We start from the raw sequence: 1,306 nt of genomic DNA, 5'->3' as shown, positions 1-1,306 counted from the left end.
TGGAGCCGCTGCGGATCGGCCGGAGCCTGGCCCAGGTCCGGGTCTCGCTGGCCCAGGAGGGCAGGGTGCGCGTCGAGTCGCACGTCACGCTCGGCGTCCTGGACGACGGCGACCCCTGGTGGACCTCGCTCCCGCCGGTCGAGCTGCCGGCCGAGGAGGACTGCTTCCTCGCGCCCACCGACCCGCCCGGCGCGGACTTCGCCGTGCCGCTGATGGCCGTGGTCGAGGAGCGCGTCGATCCGGCGCATCTGGCGTTCGCGTTCGGGACGCCGACCAGGAAGGGCGAGATCGCGAGCTGGCAGCGCCTGGCCGACGGCTCCGACTGGGACCCGCTGAGCCTGCTGGTGGCGCTCGACCCGGTGCCGCCGGTCTCGTTCGACCTCGGGCTGTCCGGCTGGGTGCCGACGATTCAGCTCTCGGCCTACATCCGCCGGCTGCCCGCCCCCGGCCCGATCAGGGTCCGCCTGTCGGCCACGGACGTCGGCGGCGACCGCATGGACGAGGTGGCCCACGTGTGGGACTCCAAGGGCCGGCTGGTGGCCCAGGCGACCCAGCTCGCGGCCGTACGGTTGCCGGACTGAGCCGTCCGGGTAGTGGACACGTGTCTCAGGTGCCGGGCGGGTGGCCGTAACATGTGAAGACTCGCCTCATGATGGGAGAAGCACAATGCCGGCCCTCAGGTCACGTACGGTCACCCACGGCAGGAACATGGTCGGCGCCCGGGCCCTGCTCCGGGCGACCGGCGTAGCCGGGAGCGACTTCGGCAAACCCATCATCGCGGTGGCCAACAGCTTCACCCAGTTCGTCCCGGGCCACGTGCACCTGCGCGAGGTCGGCGACGTCGTCTCGGCCGCGATCCGCGAGGCGGGGGCGATCCCGCGCGAGTTCAACACGATCGCCGTCGACGACGGCATCGCGATGGGCCACGGCGGCATGCTCTACTCGCTGCCGTCCCGCGAGCTGATCGCCGACGCCGTCGAGTACATGGTCAACGCCCACTGCGCCGACGCGCTGATCTGCGTCTCCAACTGCGACAAGATCACGCCGGGCATGCTGCTGGCCGCGTTCCGGCTGAACATCCCCACGATCTTCGTCTCCGGCGGCCCCATGGAGGCCGGCAAGACGCCGGGCCGCAAGCTCGACCTCGTCGACCCGATGGTCGCCGCCGCCGACGAGTCGGTGACCGACGCCGAGCTGCTGGAGATGGAGGAGAACATACTGGTCGCTCTCGGAGCCCTGGTTCACTCGGATGCAGGCGCCACCGGGGGAGATCGTCTTAGGCCTTGAGCATCTACGGGCTCACGCT

At 71.0% G+C, this 1,306-nt stretch carries 1 protein-coding gene and 1 pseudogene; both read left to right on the top strand.

Annotated features, from left to right (window positions below):
* The coding region (locus tag ACWCSD_RS52665; protein ID WP_449927492.1) for a thioesterase family protein at positions 1-581 on the top strand (581 nt) is incomplete at its 5' end.
* Positions 582-666: 85 nt separating this feature from the next.
* Positions 667-1,236: pseudogene (locus tag ACWCSD_RS52660) on the top strand (dihydroxy-acid dehydratase domain-containing protein); the annotation flags it as partial.
* Positions 1,237-1,306: the final 70 nt, after the last annotated feature.

It is taken from the genome of Nonomuraea sp. NPDC001684 (assembly GCF_053596515.1).
This window is presented reverse-complemented; position numbering and strand designations above follow the sequence as displayed.